This window comes from Pseudonocardia sp. P1 (genome assembly GCF_000178675.2).
GTDB lineage: Bacteria > Actinomycetota > Actinomycetes > Mycobacteriales > Pseudonocardiaceae > Pseudonocardia.
This window is the reverse complement of sequence record NZ_ADUJ02000002.1, coordinates 211,910-229,287: the sequence shown is the minus strand read 5'-3', so window position 1 is coordinate 229,287 and position 17,378 is coordinate 211,910. Positions and strand designations below refer to the sequence as shown.

Sequence of the window (17,378 nt, the reverse complement as noted above, 5' to 3'; positions counted from 1 at the left end):
GGTCAGGTTCAATCAGCGCGGTCCCGCCGCGTCATCCCACCCGACCGACCCACCCCGGACCCATGGTGTGCGCTGCGACCCGCCACCCGGCAGGTCGACGACCTCGGAGAAGGCGCACATGACCATCGTGGACACCGGCCGAACCCACGTCACGGGGCGCCGCATCGTGCAGTACATCCTCGACCTGTTCCTCGCCGGCATGATCCTGTCGTTGCTCGGCCTGCTCGCCGAGACCATCGCACCGGGAAGCGGATTCGCATCGGTGCCGGGCAGCATGACCGACCTCTATCGCCTCACTGCCAACCCCGGCCCGCCCTCACTTGTCGCAGTCCTGCTACAGCCGTGGTGTGGGCGGTCGTGTTCATCCTGATCCCCCTCCGCAGCGGCCGGACACCGGCCATGGCCCTGCTCGGCCTGCGGATCGTGCGCGTCGACGGGGGTGCCCCCTCGGCCGGTCAGCACGTCGGCCGAGCGGTACTGCTCGTCATCGACACTCTGCTCGGTGGTCTGGTCGGGTGGATCGTCATTCTCTGCTCGCGCAGGCGCCAGCGCATCGGAGACCACGCCGCCGGCACCCTCGTAGTCCGCGACTGAGGCAGCCTTCCACCCGCACCACAGGCGTGCCGACACGGTCTGATCCGGCGGCGGGAGTCTTGCGGCGACGGTGGCGACTCGGCCGTCACCGACCAGTCACCGAGCCGGGCTCAGACCAACGACCGCCACGGCGAGCAGCTGTCCGGCCTGCGCCGGTGGTTCGGCCCGGTGGTCGGTCGCGAGCACCATCGCGACCGCCAGCGCGATCAGGTCACCGACACCGACATCGGCCGGACCCGCGCCGTCCCGGACCGCGCGCTGCAGCAGTGGCCCACTGCCTGCTCCATCAATGTCGTGCACGAACACCGCGTCGAGCTCGACCTGGCCAGTGACCGCCTCACGATGACCCGGATCGCAGCCGTGCTCTCCGACGTCCTCGACGTCACCGTGAGCGCACCCGAGATGAACGTGGATCAGCCACTGGCCGCAGGGATGCCGGCCATGGGCGCCGGGCACGAGGTCACCAACGTCGCCGGACAGCCCGGAGACTCACGGGGGCCGCGCGCTCGGTAACGCCGTGACCGACTCGGCACCTGGACCCGCGAGAATCTGGCCGCCGCGCCGACGACCTGAGCACATCACGCTGCCCGTCACCACGGGCACCGCCGGACCGTCAGATCATGGACCGAGGTGACGGTCCAGGATCCTGCGCAGCAGGGTCACATCCCCCGCACACGCCTCCTGCCCGGCCCGCGCATTGTCGTCTCGGCCCAAGCCGGTCCAGGTCAACCGCCATCCACCCGCCGCGACGAGCAGCTGCAGATAGGCACGTATCGCCCGGCCGTTCCCCTCGCGGAACGGATGCAGGAACACCAGATCAGCCATCAGGTCGGTCAGAGCGTCGAGCGCACGATCACGGTCCAGGCCCGACCACCGGTCCGGATCGCTGCGCTGGTCGAACACCGCCGCAGCATAGGCAGGGATCTGCTCGGGAAGGCAGAACACCGTGCCGGCCTTGCCGAGACGGACACGGCGGACCTGGCCCGCGAACGGGTACAGGTCAGCGAAGATCTTGAAGTGGACCGCCTGCAGATACGCAAGATCGAACCGTCCCCGCGGTGGATCCGCCATGAGCTCGGCGATCCGGACCGCCGTCACCCGCGCCTCGACCGAAGCCAGCTCCGAGCGATCCGTGATACCCAGCAGGTTCGTCAGAACGCCGTGCTCGAGATCGAGGTCGGGATCCCAGCTCACGCCGCGCGATAGGGGGCGAGGATCGCCGCGACGGCATCCTCAGCGGTGGTCTCCCCCGCACCGATCGCGCGTAGCGCGGCGATCGCATCGGGCCCGGGCTCAAGCCCCTCAGCCCGCACCGAGGCGAGTGCGTCGCGGGACGCCTGATCCCAGGCCGGAGGCGGCAACGGGACCCGTCGGGCGGACGCGGCCGCCCGATGCTCCTGGTCCAGACTCACCGCTACTCACCTCGTCCCTAGACGACGTCCCTGACGACACCGACCGTGCTCGCTGGGTCACCCTACCCCACCTGCCACCCCGGTGAGCTGTCCCGGCACGCCGCCGGTCCCCCGTCCTGCAACCGCAGACCGGCTCGCCGCACCCGGCGCAGACCACCGTACGGGGGTCTTACGCCCGCCTCCTACCGCAATCGCGAACAGCGCGGACGGGATGAGTAGCCGACGATGAACACGTCCGCCACCGGCCGAACCGGACTCGGCCAGGGACGTCGGGACCTCGCCAGCAGCATTCAGGCGGCGTCCTGAGGGCGGATCCACACACCGTTCTTGGTCTGGACCAGCCCCAGATCGATCGGAGCAGCCGAACAGCGGCCGTGACGGCGGTGCGAATCCCACAGCTCCGCATCGTCGAACACCGCACCGCAGCCTCCGGTGCGACGACAGCAGTGCGCTCGATCGACCCCCACCCAGCTCAGACCACAGCACGAAAACCGCACCACCCCGCCCACGGCCGACAGATTACGCAACACCTCTGGGATGCCATCGACACGTCGCAGGACGCAAACGACGCCACGTGGGAGCCCGTGCACCGGGATCGGGTCAAGGAACCACAGGCCCACCTCGTGTGGGTTGGCCCGGGGCGACATCGTCGGCACGGTCTGCTGGGTCACGACGTGAGGCAGGTCATGGCGAAGCCCGCGGCCCTGCTCCGTTACAGCAGCCCGACCGGATCGGGGGCGGGGCGCCGCGAGGCCGTCCTCAGCGGCGGCCTCACCCGCTCCGATCGCACGCAGCGCGGCGATCGCATCGGCCCCGGCCCCCAGGCCTCTCGGCGGGCCTGGACTCACTCAGCCCTTGTCGGTCCTGCGGCGGGGCTCCTGCTCGTGGCCGGCGACAGCCATGTCGAAGCCCATGGAGGGCAGCGGAGCCGAAGCGGACGCCCCGGGGCATCGAGTTCGGCGAGCACGGCGTCCACGGTCGGAGCGGGGCCGGTTCCCGCCGAGTCGGAAGCTAGCTGCTGACGGAACCGCCGTAGGCCTCCAGCGGCGCAGAGCGTGCAGCGGAGGAACCCGCTCGCGCGAACAGTCACGCCTGGCTGACCATCCAGATACGAGAGGTTCACCAGGCGCCGAAGGGCATCTACGGCGCACGCCGGCTGCACGCTGAAACTCGCCCTCGGCCGCGCGGCCGCCGCCGCTCACAATGCGGTCGAGATGCTCATGGCCCGCAACGACATCCGAGGGCTCACTGGGCGCACACGGTCGAAGCGGCCAAACCCGGCTGCCGCAGCGGCGCGATCGCCTCGACCACTGCGGCACCCGGACTAACGCCAGATCACGCTCGACCGCGGCGAGCAAGGTGATCTGCTCACGAAGGTGGAGGAGCCCACATGCCACTACGCTCAGAGCTAGATCGGAGTGTCTCTTCGGGCTTCAGCCGCCGATGCGCCCCGGGCGCGGACCTCGAGCGATGGCCCACACCGAAACCAGGCCGACGGCCGCCGCGAGCATGACGAAGAAGGCGGGCGCGGTGGGGGCGCCGGTGGCCTCGACCAGCCAGACGCACAGGGCGGGGGCGGTACCACCGGCGATGATCACACCGATGTTCCACCCCAGGGACATGCCGGTGAAACGGATCGCCCGCGGATAGATCTCCGGGGACAACGCGTAGCCGGTGACCTGTAGAAACGAGCTGTTAATCATGATCACCATGAAGGCGACGGCGGCAAGCGCGAGGCTGCCCAGCCCCATCAGCCACATCCCGACCCAGGTGACGGCGAGATAGCCGACCATCCCGATGGCGCCGAGCTTGGGCAGGTCGACCCGGTCACCGAGACGCCCCACCGGGAGCATCAGCAGCGCAGTGATCATCACGACGACCGTGACCACCCAGTACACCGCGGTCTTCGGGTACCCGAGCTGCTGGATGAGGTGGATGCTCACATAGGTCAGACCGAAGTAGGCGGTTCCGTTGACGGCGGCCGACAGGCCGGCACCCTTGAGGATCGCGATGCGGCCGACCCGGACGACGTCGAGCAGCGAAGTCGTCGTCCCCGCCACCGTGGCGACGGAATGCGACTCGGTGGTGATCCGGCGCCGGATGATGAAGCAGACGACGGTCAGCGGGAGCGAGATCAGGAACGGGATCCGCCAGCCCCACTCCGCCATCTGCTGCTCGGTCGTCAGCGCCGAAGTCAGACCGGCGACGGCGGCCGCCAGCCCGAAACCGAAGGTCGCGCCGGCCGGGTTGAACGCACCGAAGCGGCTCTTGTAGCGGTTCGGCGCCGCCTCGGAGACGAAGGTCGCCGCTCCGGCGACCTCTGCTCCGACCGAGAAGCCCTGCACCAGCCGCAGCAGGATCAGCAGGACGGTGGCGGTGACCCCGATCGTCGTGTGCGTGGGGAGCAGACCGATCAGGGTCGTGGCGACCCCCATGAGCAGGATCGTCGCCACGAGCACCCTGCCGCGGTCGACGCGGTCGCCGACCAGGCCGAACGCGATCCCGCCGAGCGGCCGGGCCAGGTACGCCGTCGCGAACACCACCAGGGTCAGCAGCAGTGACACGACAGGATCGTCGTTGGGGAAGAACAGCGGTGCGATGAACACCGACAGGTAGCCGTACGAGCTGAAGTCGTAGCCCTCGATGAGGGTGCCGACCCCGCCGGCGACGGCCGCCCGCCTGGTACGACGGCTGGGGGCACCGTCGGCGGACGTGCCGGGGTCCGCGGGGTTCCCACCCGGCTCGGAGATGGTGGCGTCGGTGGTCATGGCGTGTTCCCTCTCGGCTCTGACAAGGAATCGGGTGAACCGTCCGATGGAGACGGTGGTACCGACACGTGCGTCGTGCGGTCGTACCCGGCGGTCCCCGAACCGCCGGCCTGGCCGGTCGCCCTACAGCAGGGCGACCGCGTTCGAGGGTGAGCTGACACCGCCGGCGATCGGCAGCGGCACCCCGACGAACAGGAAATCGGCCCGGTCCTGCGCGGCGCAGGCGGCGGCCAGCGCCTCGAGGTCCAGGAGCTCGGCGAGCGCGAAGCCGAGGGCCGGGATCAGCCTGCGGTGCAGCGATCCGTCCTCCTTCGCGCCGGGACCGCGCTCCACCGCGGGGTTGTCGACCGCGACCGCGGCGATCCCGTTATCCCACAGGAACCGGGCCGTGGACTCCGATCCAGACAGGCCGGCCCAGGACGTGACCACCGACGGCATGTCGTCCCCGGCGGCGAGGCGCCTGCGGTACTCCGCCGTCCAGCCGAAGCGGAGCACCAGGACGTCGCCCCGGCGCAGTTCCACCCCGGCGTCCCCAGCGATCGTCGCCAGGTCGTCGGCGGTGACCGGCTGGTTGCCGAACGGGTCGTAGGGCGTTCCGGAGCGCTCCCGGTGGGCCGCGACGTCGAGCAGCACACCGCGGCCGACGATCCCGTGCGCCGCCCAATGCTGAATGCCCAGCTCGGCCACAGCCTGTTCCTGGTCGGTCCGGCCGCCGAACCAGCCGTGCTCGCGGGCCCGGACGTGCCCGAGGCCGTCCCACTGCGACGACGCCTGCGGGTTGAACGACTCCAGGGTGTCCTCGAAGGTGTTGCGGTCATGCGGGAACACCCGATGTGCAGTCGCAGCGCGACCGAACAGCGGCGGGTCGAAGGCGTCGAGGCCCAGGTTGAGCGGGAACACCTGCCCGGTTCGCACCAGCCCGGCGGCCGCCACCACCTCCTCCGGAGCGATCCGCGACAGCGTGCCCAGCGGCGCCGGGAGAACGTCCCACGCGTGCCGGACACCGAGATTCCCCAGTTCGGGCAGCTCGTCATAGGCCGGTTCGGTCACTGCTGCACACCTTCCGCCTCGCGGTCCCACGCCGCGCCCGCGCCCTCGCCGCGCAGCGTGTACTTCTGGATCCGGCCGGTCGCGGTACGCGGGAACTCGTCACGGAACTCGACATAGCGCGGTACCTCGTGCTCGGCGAGCCGCCCGTGTGCCCACTCGATGACGTCCGCCGGTTCGAGCGACGCCCCCGGCCGTCGTACGACGAGGACCTTCACGTCGTCCTCGGACAGATCCGACGGAACCGCGATCGCTGCGGTATCGACGATGTCCGGGTGGGCGGTGATCGCCTTCTCGACCAGGAAGGAGGAGATGTTCTCGCCCCGGCGCCGGATCGTGTCCTTCATCCGGTCGACGAAGACGTGGTAGCCGTCCTCGCGCCGGTAGCCGGCGTCGCCGGTGTGGAACCACCCGTCGCGCATCGCCTCGGCGGTCTTCTCCGGCTCGCGGAAGTACCCGGTCATGTACGCGCCCGGGATACGCGACCGCGTGACGATCTCGCCGGTCACACCGGGCGCGCACTCGTTACCCTCGGGATCGACGATCCGGACCTCGTTGTGGTCCAGCGCGATCCCGATGGTGCCCGAGCGGGTGTCCGACACCGGGTTCTTGCAGGCCATGGTGCCGGTCTCGGTGAGCCCGTAGCCGTCGACGATCTGCAGCCCGAAGCGCTCCTCCAGCGGGCGGTGCAGGCCCTCCGGGACCGGGGCGGCGGCCATGAACTTCAGCCGGTTGCGCCGTTCCACCTCATCCTGCGGGCGCTTCGACATCAGTGCCAGCATCGAACCGAGCAGGTTGGTGACGGTCGCGCCAGAGGAGTCGATCCAGTCCCAGAACCGCGACAAGGAGAACTTCCCGTTGAGCGCCACCCTGGCCCCCGCGATCAGGGCAGGCATGACCGTGCACTGCTGGGCATTGCAATGGAACAGTGGCAGACAGGTGTGCAGCACGTCCGAGTCGTCGAGCCCGTAGTGCTTCACGAAGTAGCGGCCCGTGTTCAGATAGCTGGTGTGCGAGAGCACCACGCCCTTCGGTGGCCCGGTGGTACCCGAGGTGTAGATGATCGACATGGGATCGAGTGACCCGAGCTCGACACGCTGCGGTGTGCCCGCGGTGAGCATCTCCCCCACCTCCTCGGTCACCGTCCTCCAGCGCAGGTCGGGCAGCGCGCCGATCGAGTCAAGGTTCGGAACCAGAGCCGCATCGGCGACGATCCCGGCCGCGCCCGAGTGCTCAAGTGTGTAGTGCAGGCCTTCACCCACCGACGACGCGTTCACCGGCACTGACACCGCGCCGGCGCGGGCGATGCCGAGGAAGACATAGAGGAACTCCAACGAGTTCGACATCAGCATCGCGACCCGGTCTCCGGGACCGATCCCCCTGGCCTGCAACCACGCCGCGACACCGTCCGAACGCTCGAGCAGCTGTGCGTAGCTGCACACCTCGCCTTCGAAACTCACGAAGGCGCGATCGCCGTACTTCGCTGCTCGCGACGCGACGAGCGCCGGGACGGACACGGCTGGGAGCTCGAACTCGCTCATCGGCTGTTCCTCCGTCCGAGCCGGACCTCGAAGCCCGGCCGGGCGATGTGCAGGGAGGTCACCGACCGCTTCTCGGCGATGAGGTCGACCAGTTCGTTCACGATCGCGTTCGCCGACCGGCGCGGGTCGGTGCGGATTGGGCCGGCCTCCTTCATCTTGTCGACCTCCTCGTCGGAGGTCATGTAGCGCAGCAGCAGCTCCTCGTCGGAGATCCCGGCCGGGTAGCCGCGACGGATCTCGGCGATCGTCGGCTGGGGCCGCACCCACTCGGCGAGCTTGCGTGCCCGGTCACTGGTGAGCACCTTGTCCGCCACCTCGGGGGCCAGCGGCGAGGCCAGCGGGCCGTAGTGCTCCAGCGCGTAGTGCACGACCTCGTCCGGGACGAGTGAGTACCTCTCCCCCGCGACAATGTTGAGCACCGCTTGGATGCCCACGAACTGGGAGAACGGCGTGGCCATGATCGGGTGCCCGAGCTCCTCACGGACCCGCGGGATCTCCGCCAGCACCTCGTCGAGCCGGTGTGCCATGCCGTGCGTGGCCAGCTGGTTCTTGAGCGTCCCGGTCATCCCGCCGGGCAGCTGGTGCTGATAGATACGCGGGTCGTACTCCGCCGGGACGCCCGGCTCGAAGCCCGCGTCCCGTGCGGCCCACTCGAAGTTCTCGGCTACCGGGGCAAGCCGGTCGAGGTCGAGACCGTGGGACAGGCCCATGCTGTCCAGGATCGGCAGCATGCCCTCAGTGCTCGGCAGCGACGGTCCGTTCGCCATCGGCCGCGACGCCGTGTGCAGGATCGTGAAGCCGGCCTTGAGTCCCTCGATGTAGTTGTGCTGCGCCAGCCCGGTGCTCGCGTGACAGTGCAGTTCGAGCGGGATCGTGCCGGTCGCCGCACGGATGGCGGGCAGCAGTGTGCTCGCGCGCTCCGGGGTGAGCACGCCGGGGGCGTCTTCGACGTAGATCGTCTCGACGCCGTCCCAGCTCGCCATCTCCTTCGCCCGGGAGGCGAAGAAGGCGTCGTCGTGCACACCGGTGAGGCCATACATAATCGCCGGGACGGCCTTCCCGCCCGCCGCGTGGATCACCGTCGCCAGCCGCTTCATCGTCGGCATGTCGTAGAGGCAGTCGTAGATCCAGAAGCTCGTGACGCCGTGCCGGATCAGCGTCTGCACCCAGAGGTCGATGATCGCGTCGGGGGCCTGGGCGAACCCGATCACCGCGGTCGTCCGCATGCCGGCGCGCACGGTGCTGTTGGGCATGTTCTGCACCAGGAAGTCGGTCGAGGCCCACGGGTCGTCGGCGAACTCGCGCAGCAGAACGGTGAACATGCCGGGCCCGGTCAGGTCGACGACCCGGAATCCGGTGGCGTCGAGATGCGGCAACGCGTCCGCGGCCTGGTAGGCGCGCATCCGCAGGCCCCAGAGGCTCTGCTGGCCGTCGCGGAGGGTCTGGTCGACGAACTCGACGTCAGGCACTGGAGGCTCCCTTCTCACGGGCGGGCAGGTACTGCTCCTCCAACCACCGTGTGGTGACCGGGGAGTGCTGGAATTCGGGGGACTCGAGCACCGCGAGCTGGAGCGGGACGGTCGTGGCGATGCCCTCGATGCGGCTGCCGCGCAACACCCTGACCATCTTCGCGACCGCCTCGGCGCGGGTCGGCGCGTGCGTGATCACCTTCGCGACGAGCGAGTCGTAGTACGGGGACACCACCGCGCCCGGGTAGGCGAAGGTGTCGACCCGGACACCGGTGCCGGCCGGGATCGCCCACCGCGTGATTGTTCCGGGGGTGGGCAGGAAGTTCCGTTCGGGATCCTCGGCGTTGATCCGGATCTCGACGGCGTGGCCGTCGAGGACCACGTCATCCTGGCTGAACGACAGCGGCCGGCCCGCGGCCACCCGTAGCTGCTCGCGGACGATGTCGATGCCGGACACCATCTCCGAGACCGGGTGCTCGACCTGGACCCGCGCGTTGACCTCGAGGAACACGAAGTCGCCGCGGTCGACATCGACGAGGAACTCCACGGTCCCCGCACCCACGTAGCCGAGCTCGGAGGCCAGGCGCACCGCGGCGCCGCGGATCTCGGCCGACAACGCCGCCGGCAGATCGGGGGCAGGGCCCTCCTCGACGAGCTTCTGGTGCCGCCGCTGGGTGGAGCAGTCACGGTCGCCGAGGTGACAGACCGTCCCGTAGGCGTCCGCGAGCACCTGGACCTCGACATGCCTGGCCTTGGCCACGTAGCGCTCGAGGTAGAGCCGCCCGTCGCCGAATGCCTGCTCGGCCTCCCGGTGAGCGGTGTCGAAGCGCGGCCCGATCTCCGCGGCGTCGCGGATGATCGACATCCCGCGGCCGCCTCCCCCGGCAGAGGCCTTGAGCATCATCGGCAGGCTCGCGCCGTTGTCCAGGGCCTCGCTGAGGGCCTCCTCGGCCTCGGCGCGCGACTGCAGGGGCCGACTGCGGCCGCCGATCGGGATGCCCGCCTTCTCCGCGACCTCGCGCGCGGTCATCTTGTCCCCGGCGCGACGCATGATCTCACCGCTCGGACCGACGAACACCACGCCGTTGTCAGCGCAAGCGTCGGCCAGCTCGGGGCGCTCGGACAGGAACCCGTATCCAGGGTGCAGCGCGTCGCAGCCGGTGGACAGAGCCGCCTGCACGATCCGGTCGATGGCCAGGTAGCTCTGGCCCGCCGCGGCGGGGCCGATCAGAATGGTCCGGTCAGCGAGCTGTGCGGCCTGGGACTCACGGTCGGCCTCGGAGACAGCCAGCACGGTCTCGATGCCCTCGTCGAAGCAGGCGCGGAGGATCCGCAGGGCGATCTCCCCGCGGTTGGCGACGAGGACGCGCCTCAGCTGTTCAGGCATCGGGCCGGATCGCCACCAGCGGCGTCCCGAACTCGACGTGTTCGGCGTTGGCGGGGAACACCGCCGTGACCGTGCCCGCCACGTCCGCCACGACGTTGTTCATCAGCTTCATGACCTCGACGATGCCGATGGTGTCGCCCACAGCGACGGTGGCGCCGACCTCGACGAACGGTGGCGCGCCCGGCGAGGGGGATCGCCAGAAGACGCCGACGCTGGGCGCGTTCAGCACGTGGTCGCCGGAGGACGAGGCGTCCCGCGGCTGCGGCTCCGCCGACGGAGCCGGGGTGACGGCCGCGGGCACCGGTGCCGGTGCCGGTACTGCCCCGGCCGCGGCCGGGGCAGGCGCGGGGACCGCCGCCGGAGCCGTGGTGGCCGGCGCCGCAGCGCCCGGGGCCGGCAGGTCGTTGCGGCCCACGGCGATACGGACGTCGTCCACGACGATCTCGGCCTGGTCCCAGCTGGACTTGTCGAGGGCATCGAGGACGCGCCCGATGTCATCGGCGGGGAGGGGCATGAAACTTCTCCTAGACTCAGGTCGCGACGCCAACCAGACGCCGGCGGCCGCTCACATTTCACGCTGCATTCGAAGTCGACGCGCCTCCTGCGACGCGCCGTCACTCCTGGTTTCGCCGACGGGACGGCGACAGCACCGACGCCCTCCGTCGAGGACCCCGTCATCGCGTCCACCAGTTAACCTGACGATGAACCTACCGACCAATTGGTTGTAACTCAACGAGCAGCCCGCCAGTTCGACGGATCGGCCCGTCGACGGGACGATGAGACAAGGGCAGCACAGCCTGTCGTCTGGTCGGCTCAGAATCCTGTCGCCGACGCACTGACCTGCAGCGCCCTCCGCGGCCTCGTCAGCGTGACAGAGACACGTCTCCCCGACGTCGGACACGAGATCTCCGGCTCTTGGCGAATCCCACGACGGGCGACGGCCGGCAGGCCTCTAGGAGGACATGTAGTCGCGCCCGCGCCGTGCTGGTTCGACACCGACACCGACACCGATGACCCCGAGCCCGCGACTGGCACGGCTGGTGGCCCGTGGCCCTCGCGACACTGCCGCCCGCCGTGCGAATCGACAACGCGGGCCCTGCCCGACGGCGAGACTCGGGCTCTCCCCGACCAAGCGCTTGGTTGCTACAGTGCGGCTGGAGACCCACACAGCATCTCGATCTCGCCATATGGGCACACGAGTGACTTCCACCGGCGTGCCCCGAGGACTCGCACCGAGCCCGCGGCGTCATCGACATCGACTCCGTGCCTGCTGCGCCCCATTGGTGCGCGCCTGCCCGACCGCCACGAGAGAGAGCACGCGATGCCCCCGAGACGCAGAAGTACGGCGAACGGGCGCCGCAACCGCGAGCCGGAGATCATCGCCGCCGCGATACAGGTCTTCTCTGCCAACGGCTACGGCGCGTCGTCGCTGCAAGATGTGGCCGACATCGTCGGGGTGCTGAAAGGGAGCCTCTACCACTACATCGACTCGAAAGAGGACCTGCTCTACCAGATTCTCGATGCCTCCCACCGGCAGGCCGCAGACCTCATGGAGAGGTCCCTCGCATCGAGCGAGGACCCACTCGAGCAGCTACGACACTACCTCTACACGCTGACGATGTGGAACCTCGCCAACATCGACCGCGTGAGCATCTACTTCAATGAGGGCCGCTGGCTCACCGGAGACCGGCTCGCCAAGGTCCAGCAGCAAGGTCGGGAGTTCCAGGCCTTCATCCGCTCCCTGATCGAGAAGGCGCAGGCAGCGGACCAGGTTCGCAGGGGCGTCGACCCTCGGCTCCAGACGCAGCTGATCCTGGGGTCGCTGAACTACATGTCCTCATGGTATCGGGCGGACGGCCTATTCGGCCCCGAGGAAGTCGCCACCGCCCTCACCGACACCGCGCTCGTCTCACTCGTCCACGACGGCTCCGAGATCGGACAAGCCAAGTCTCACTAGACCCACCCCAATCCACAGCGAGCGACGGCCCCTCGGAACCATCGACGGCGACCCGGCGTTGACCACCCGAGCTTCGACCGAGTCCAGGCATGACGATCCACCGCTCGCACGTGGGACAAGTCGCTCTAGGCCCCGACCGGATCTTGAACAGCATCGACGCTGCAGCCAGAGCACGACGGTGCAACGCGACCTCCCACGATCGGCCGGCGCACGGTGGTCCGCGTCGCGGTAGCCACGGCTGCCTCTTCCGCCGTCCGGATTTCGTCGGGCCACACCGACGGTCGCAATCGATCGAGTTGAAGTGAGCCGCGGGACGAACAGCGTCCGCACACATGGCGCCACAGCGCACTGCCCTCGGGCCTTCCGGCCGTCTCGTCACACGAAGTGCCCCGCCCAGCGGACCCGGGAGACGGTCGATCGCCAGCCAGCGGGGTGATACACCTCTCACATCCTCAGCCAACCAGCCGATTGGCAGCAGGTCCTGCCACGCGCAGCGCAATCCCGGAAGCTCGTGCGAGCTTCAGATCGACACACCACGAACCAACCAACCGTTTGACAGATTTGAGCCAAGCGTGTGACGATCACCTCAACGCTCCGGGAGCGGGGCGTGCACCTGTCGCTGCCCGGATCGTTCCGGCTACAGCCAGAGAGGCGAACGAGGGAGACAATGAAGTTCACTCGGGACCGCATGCGATTCGGCATCTTTATGGGCCCCTATCACAAGCTTCCGCTGAACCCGACCGTCGCACTCGAGCATGATCTTGAGCTGGTCGAGCTGATGGACTCCCTCGGTTACGACGAGGCATGGATCGGCGAGCACCACTCGGGTGGGGTCGAGACCATTGCCTCGCCGGAGGTGTTCATCGCGGCTGCGACCCAGCGCACGCGCACGATCAAATTGGGCACCGGGGTCAGTACCCTGCCGTATCACCAACCGCTCATGCTGGCAGACCGCATCGTGCAGCTGGACCACATGAGCAAGGGCCGCGTGATGTTCGGCGTGGGACCAGGGCAGTTGGTCAAGGACGCGACCATGATGGGCATCGATCCGCAGACCCAGCGGCCCCGGATGGAGGTCGCCCTCGATGTGATCCTTCGACTGTTCCGCGGTGAGACCGTCACCATGACCACCGACTGGTTCTCGCTCGTCGAGGCCAAGCTGCAGATGCTGCCGCTGTCGGACTTCGACGTCGCCGTCGTCAGTGTGATGTCGCCGAACGGCCCCAAGACCGCGGGAAGGCATGGGGCCGGCCTGATCTCGGTCGCAGCCACCGACCCGGCCGGTGTCGAGATGCTGTCCGGCCACTGGGACGTCCTCAGTGCCGAAGCCGCCCACGCCTCGGTCACCCCTGATCGTCAGGACTGGCGGCTCATGGGCCCGATGCACCTTGCCGACACCTTCGACCAGGCGTGCATCGACGTGGAACACGGTATGACGTGGTTGGAGTCGTATCGAGCGCACATCAATCCGGCCGACGACTCGGACTACGACGACCTCCCCGGGTTCATCAAGCTCGTCAACGAGACCGGGCGTGCAGTGGTCGGGACCCCGGACATGGCGATCGCACAGATCGAGCGCCTCATCGAGAAGTCCGGAGGGTTCGGCACCTATCTGCTGATGGGACACGACTGGGCCAACTGGACCGCCACCAAGCGCAGCATCGAGCTGTTCGCCGAGCAGGTCATCCCGCACTTCAACGGTCAACTGGCACCACTGACCGAGAGCTACAACGACGTCATCGGCAGCGGATTCCACGGGGCCGAGACCACCGCGAAGGCTCAAGCCGCGGCCAGGTCCGCCTACGACGCCGAAGTGGCGGGACGATCGTGAGCGGGCGCCTCGCCGGCAAGGTCGCCTTCGTCACCGGCGCCGCACGTGGCCAGGGCCGTTCACATGCGGTCGAGCTGGCACGCGAGGGAGCGGACGTCGTCGCCGTCGACATCTGCACCGACCAGGTCACCCCTGCATATGCGATGGGTACCGCCGACGAACTCGCTCAGACCGCGCACGAGGTCGAGAGCCTCGGCCGTCAGGTGTTCACCGCCGCGGCGGACGTCCGCGACCCGGCGCGCCTGAGCGAGGTACTCACCGCCGCTGTGCGTGAGCTCGGTGGGCTCGACGTCGTCGTGGCGAACGCCGGAATCTGCACCCTGCAACCCTGGAACGAGGTCACACCCGAAATCTGGCGAGAGACCCTCGACACCAACCTGGTGGGGGTCTGGAACACGCTGGCTGCAGCGACGCCGCATCTGATCAGCCGCGGTGGCGGCTCGATGATCGCCACCAGTTCTACCGCCGGGATCAAGGGACTGCCGTTCCTCGGCCCCTATACCGCCTCCAAGCACGGCGTCGTCGGCATCGCCCGTTCACTGGCGAACGAGTTGGCCAAGCATCGGATCCGCGTGAACACCGTGCACCCGACCGGGGTCGACACGGCGATGCTGCAGGGGATGGGCGGGCTGGAAGGCCTGCTCGGTCAAGACTCCGACCTGGCGCCGCTGTTCGTCAACACGCTGCCGGTCGAGACCGTCGAGCCTCTCGACATCAGCAACGCGGTGATCTACCTCGCCTCGGACGAAGCGCGCTACGTCACCGGCACCGAACTGACCGTCGACGCCGGACTCGTCATCCGCTGACGACGCGGCGAGACCAGTCGGCTCGCACCGCAGACCGGCAGCGCCGAGGCCGGGCCATTCACGGACATGCCTCCCTGCGCCCACGTCGGGGGGTGGTCCCGGCTGCTCAACTGCCACCTCGCTCGCCTCGGTCTGCGACATCCCGCCGTCACCGACCACACACCGTGCCCCCTCTCCGAAGGTGGTTTCCATGTCATCCCCACCGATCGACATCACGAAGGTCGTCGACACAGCTCGGTTCTCACGCTTTCAGAAGAGGACCATTGTCGTCTGCTGGCTCCTGCTCTTCTGCGACGGATTCAACGGCTTATCTATCGGCTACGCGATCCCCTCGCTCTCCGAGCAGTACGGCGTGAGCGCCGCAACGTTTTCTGTCGTCGTGATCGCCGCCCTGCTCGGGGAAATCCTTGCGGCCATGTTCATCGCACCCCTGGCTGACCGTTTCGGTCGACGGCGACTCGTCCGTCTGGGCGTTCTACTGTTCAGCCTCACCGCTGTTCCGGCCTACTTCGCATCCAGCATCGAAATCCTGACCGTCTGCCGGTTCGTCGCCGGAGTCGGTATCGGGATCGCTGTTCCGAATGGGCTCGCGCTCGGCGCCGAGTACACCCCAACCCGCGCCAAGGGCCGGGCCGTGAGTTTGTTGCTCGTCGCGACCAGCAGTGGGGGGATGATCGCAGGTCTCATCGCGGCGTCCCTCATCCCCGCCTACGGTGGCTCTGCACTATTGCTGGCCGCGGGGGCGATCCCACTCGTGCTGCTGATCGCCACATGGCCCCTCCTTCCCGAGTCGGTGCAGTTCCTGGCTGCGCAGAAGGACACCGCCCGAGTTCGCCCGCTGTTGAAGCGAATCGACCCGACGACGGAGTTTCCAGACGACGCCGTCTATGTGGGGCCCAAGGAGATCCAGGGGGCGCGCTTGCGTGCGCTGTTCCAGGATGGACGCGGGCCACGCACCTTGTTGATCTGGTTCATGATGTTCTGGGGCCTTTTCAACGCCTACTTCTTGTTCAACTGGGTCACGACATTGCTGACCTCGGCTGGAGTCGCGTCGAGCACGGCCCTGATCGCCACGTCGATGGCTACCCTCGGCGGGTCCGTAGGCGGCGTCCTCTTCGGTGTCCTGATGGATCGCACGAGGTTCGGACTCGGCTCGACCGCCATCGGGCCCGCGATCGGTGTCACCTCCCTGCTGCTGCTGGCGTTCAATCTGGACGCGAGTGCCGGCGGCATCATCGCCCTGTGCGTAGGAGTGGGTTTCGGTGGGCTGGGGGCCACTCTTGTCGTCCAAGTCCTCCCGGCGATGGCTTATCCCACCGCCATTCGAGCGACCGGAGTCGGTTGGGCCGTGGGGGTGAGCCGGATCGGGGGTCTGTTCGCGCCGGCGCTGGGCGGGGCGATGATCGCAAGCGGGGTCGCTCCTCGGACGATGTTGCTCATCTCGATCGTCCCCGTGGCCGTGGTGGGGCTGTGTGTGATCGCCTACCGCGTCGCGTTCGGAAGCGCAGACCACGCTGCCGCCGAGAACTCCCCCGACGCAGCTTCGACTGCGAGAGACTCGCGGGCACCGCTCGGCACCTGACGACCTCCCCAGAGACGATGCCGGGGACGGTGCTCGCTCGGCAACGACCGGCGGTCACCGTCAATCCCAGAAGCCCGTCGTGTCCGCCCGTGGCTCACGGCATGGTCGCCTGCGTCGACACCGTTGGCAGGGCCCGGCAAGTACGCAAGTTCGGCGAGAGCTGATCGACCCCTCCATGCAGCAGCCGAGGAACGGTCGACCAGCTCTCGCCGTCGCTGCACCTGGCGAAGCAGCCATCACCACCGCTGGATGCCGGAGAGGTTCCCGGGCTCGGCATCGCCGACTCGGCCAAAGTTGCCAGCCGAATCCTGGAGCGAGCCCCCTCCGCGCCCAGGGGTCAGGGCCGCAATCGTGCTCCCGATGTAGGAGCCGGAGGCGTCACGACTGGTCGAGCATGCGGTCAGCGCCCGGCGGTGGGGACCCGGATCCGTCCCCGACGAGGGTGAGGATCGTGATGACGGTCCTCACCCCGAGTCCGGGTATCGAGGTCTCCGAGCGGTCCAAGCAGGTGGGCCTCCACCTCGGCCTCGAGCTCGGCGGCCAGATCGTCTCGTTCGGTGTGGACGCCATGCAGCTACGCCGACTCCACTGATCACGTGGGCGAAGGCGGCCGTGCCCACGTCGACGAATGTCCGGGCGTCGTGAGCGGCCAAGATCTAGGCGGCAGGGGGCCGGCGAGCGCGGCCGCATGACCGCAACGATGCCACTGGCGCCGAGCTCACGCGGCGCGGCCGGAGTGGGTGCGGCCACGAGCAGTTCCTGGATGCCGACGCTGTTCAGACGAGGCCCGAGCACGCCCTACAGAGTGGGGGGACGGGCAGAAACGCATCTCAGAGCCAGTTGCACCACCGGGCCGGCCAGGCCGTCGTCGTATCCAGCCATCGCCGACAACTCGGCGAGAATCTCGTCGTCGGTGCCGACCCGGCGATATGTGAGCGGCGACAACTCACCACAGATCGTCGACGACAGGGCAACAAGTCGTGC

General features: G+C 68.7%; 18 protein-coding genes. 8 read left to right on the top strand and 10 right to left on the bottom strand.

Annotated elements, in window-relative coordinates; genetic code table 11:
- Window positions 1-118 precede the first annotated feature (118 nt).
- Entirely contained in the window at window positions 119-370 is a 252-nt protein-coding gene (locus tag PP1_RS30500; RefSeq protein WP_249266143.1) for a hypothetical protein, read from the top strand.
- A complete protein-coding gene (locus PP1_RS30495; protein WP_157178932.1) occupies window positions 358-594 on the top strand; it encodes an RDD family protein in 237 nt (78 codons plus the stop codon). The genes PP1_RS30500 and PP1_RS30495 overlap by 13 nt, the downstream gene beginning before the upstream one ends.
- Window positions 595-690: 96 nt before the next feature.
- On the opposite strand, the gene PP1_RS31660 is transcribed toward PP1_RS30495, so the two are convergent.
- On the bottom strand, window positions 691-894 hold the full coding sequence (locus PP1_RS31660; RefSeq protein ID WP_443217613.1) for an SbtR family transcriptional regulator: 204 nt from the start codon (window positions 892-894) through the stop codon (window positions 691-693).
- On the opposite strand from PP1_RS31660, the gene PP1_RS31655 reads away from it, so the two are divergent.
- Window positions 889-1,107, top strand: a complete 219-nt coding sequence (locus PP1_RS31655) for a hypothetical protein (RefSeq protein ID WP_443217611.1) — start codon at window positions 889-891, stop codon at window positions 1,105-1,107. The two genes, PP1_RS31660 and PP1_RS31655, sit on opposite strands and share 6 nt — an antisense overlap.
- Before the next feature lie 105 nt (window positions 1,108-1,212).
- Here PP1_RS31655 and PP1_RS30485 read toward each other — a convergent pair whose 3' ends face one another.
- The 9 genes from PP1_RS30485 to PP1_RS30445 all read right to left on the bottom strand — a co-directional run bounded on the left by PP1_RS30485 (window position 1,213) and on the right by PP1_RS30445 (window position 10,732).
- Window positions 1,213-1,788 (bottom strand): Fic/DOC family protein, encoded by a 576-nt coding sequence (locus tag PP1_RS30485; protein ID WP_010226588.1) that lies wholly within the window; start codon window positions 1,786-1,788, stop codon window positions 1,213-1,215.
- The gene (locus tag PP1_RS30480; RefSeq protein ID WP_010226586.1) at window positions 1,785-2,006 is read right to left on the bottom strand and encodes an antitoxin VbhA family protein; all 222 of its coding nucleotides are present in this window, start codon (window positions 2,004-2,006) and stop codon (window positions 1,785-1,787) included. Before PP1_RS30480 ends, PP1_RS30485 begins: the two co-directional genes overlap by 4 nt.
- A 290-nt stretch (window positions 2,007-2,296) precedes the next feature.
- Window positions 2,297-2,677: an FDXHR family putative zinc-binding protein gene (locus PP1_RS30475; RefSeq protein WP_249266144.1), complete on the bottom strand. Its 381-nt coding sequence runs from the start codon at window positions 2,675-2,677 to the stop codon at window positions 2,297-2,299.
- 762 nt (window positions 2,678-3,439) lie between these two features.
- Window positions 3,440-4,774 carry an MFS transporter gene (locus PP1_RS30470; protein ID WP_010226585.1) on the bottom strand — a complete coding sequence of 445 codons (1,335 nt, stop codon included), beginning with the start codon at window positions 4,772-4,774 and terminating at the stop codon, window positions 3,440-3,442.
- A 123-nt stretch (window positions 4,775-4,897) separates the two neighbouring features.
- The gene (locus PP1_RS30465) at window positions 4,898-5,824 is read right to left on the bottom strand and encodes a cyclase family protein (protein WP_010226583.1); all 927 of its coding nucleotides are present in this window, start codon (window positions 5,822-5,824) and stop codon (window positions 4,898-4,900) included.
- Window positions 5,821-7,362: an AMP-binding protein gene (locus PP1_RS30460; RefSeq protein WP_010226581.1), complete on the bottom strand. Its 1,542-nt coding sequence runs from the start codon at window positions 7,360-7,362 to the stop codon at window positions 5,821-5,823. Before PP1_RS30460 ends, PP1_RS30465 begins: the two co-directional genes overlap by 4 nt.
- Window positions 7,359-8,831 (bottom strand): carboxyl transferase, encoded by a 1,473-nt coding sequence (locus PP1_RS30455; RefSeq protein ID WP_010226579.1) that lies wholly within the window; start codon window positions 8,829-8,831, stop codon window positions 7,359-7,361. Before PP1_RS30455 ends, PP1_RS30460 begins: the two co-directional genes overlap by 4 nt.
- Window positions 8,824-10,218, bottom strand: a complete 1,395-nt coding sequence (locus tag PP1_RS30450; RefSeq protein ID WP_010226577.1) for an acetyl-CoA carboxylase biotin carboxylase subunit — start codon at window positions 10,216-10,218, stop codon at window positions 8,824-8,826. The genes PP1_RS30455 and PP1_RS30450 overlap by 8 nt, the downstream gene beginning before the upstream one ends.
- A complete protein-coding gene (locus PP1_RS30445; protein ID WP_075315386.1) occupies window positions 10,211-10,732 on the bottom strand; it encodes an acetyl-CoA carboxylase biotin carboxyl carrier protein in 522 nt (173 codons plus the stop codon). The genes PP1_RS30450 and PP1_RS30445 overlap by 8 nt, the downstream gene beginning before the upstream one ends.
- Window positions 10,733-11,539: 807 nt before the next feature.
- Here PP1_RS30445 and PP1_RS30440 point away from each other — a divergent pair.
- From PP1_RS30440 to PP1_RS30420, 5 genes are all read left to right on the top strand, one after another.
- Window positions 11,540-12,175 (top strand): TetR/AcrR family transcriptional regulator, encoded by a 636-nt coding sequence (locus PP1_RS30440; RefSeq protein WP_010224559.1) that lies wholly within the window; start codon window positions 11,540-11,542, stop codon window positions 12,173-12,175.
- 667 nt (window positions 12,176-12,842) lie between these two features.
- The gene (locus tag PP1_RS30435) at window positions 12,843-14,006 is read left to right on the top strand and encodes an LLM class flavin-dependent oxidoreductase (protein ID WP_010224558.1); all 1,164 of its coding nucleotides are present in this window, start codon (window positions 12,843-12,845) and stop codon (window positions 14,004-14,006) included.
- The gene (locus PP1_RS30430; RefSeq protein WP_010224557.1) at window positions 14,003-14,812 is read left to right on the top strand and encodes a mycofactocin-coupled SDR family oxidoreductase; all 810 of its coding nucleotides are present in this window, start codon (window positions 14,003-14,005) and stop codon (window positions 14,810-14,812) included. The genes PP1_RS30435 and PP1_RS30430 overlap by 4 nt, the downstream gene beginning before the upstream one ends.
- A 190-nt stretch (window positions 14,813-15,002) precedes the next feature.
- Window positions 15,003-16,394 carry an MFS transporter gene (locus PP1_RS30425; protein ID WP_010224556.1) on the top strand — a complete coding sequence of 464 codons (1,392 nt, stop codon included), beginning with the start codon at window positions 15,003-15,005 and terminating at the stop codon, window positions 16,392-16,394.
- Window positions 16,395-16,848: 454 nt separating this feature from the next.
- Window positions 16,849-16,986, top strand: a complete 138-nt coding sequence (locus PP1_RS30420) for a hypothetical protein (RefSeq protein WP_157178915.1) — start codon at window positions 16,849-16,851, stop codon at window positions 16,984-16,986.
- Window positions 16,987-17,378: the final 392 nt, after the last annotated feature.